Source organism: Shigella sp. FC1967 (assembly GCF_001743005.1).
GTDB lineage: Bacteria > Pseudomonadota > Gammaproteobacteria > Enterobacterales > Enterobacteriaceae > Proteus.
This window is the reverse complement of record NZ_MIIZ01000024.1, coordinates 1-318: the sequence shown is the minus strand read 5'-3', so window position 1 is coordinate 318 and position 318 is coordinate 1. Positions and strand designations below refer to the sequence as shown.

Below are 318 nucleotides of genomic sequence, written 5' to 3'. Positions count from 1 at the left end.
CCCGAACACCAGTGGTGCGTTCACTCCGGTCCTCTCGTACTAGGAGCAACCCCTCTCAATCTTCCAACGCCCACGGCAGATAGGGACCGAACTGTCTCACGACGTTCTAAACCCAGCTCGCGTACCACTTTAAAGGCGAACAGCCATACCCTTGGGACCTACTTCAGCCCCCAGGATGTGATGAGCCGACATCGAGGTGCCAAACACCGCCGTCGATATGAACTCTTGGGCGGTATCAGCCTGTTATCCCCGGAGTACCTTTTATCCGTTGAGCGATGGCCCTTCCATTCAGAACCACCGGATCACTAAGACCTACTT

1 rRNA gene is annotated in these 318 nt (G+C 55.3%); it reads right to left on the bottom strand.

From position 1 onward, the window contains the following. Positions 1-318, bottom strand: a 23S ribosomal RNA gene (locus BHE89_RS00185); the annotation flags it as partial.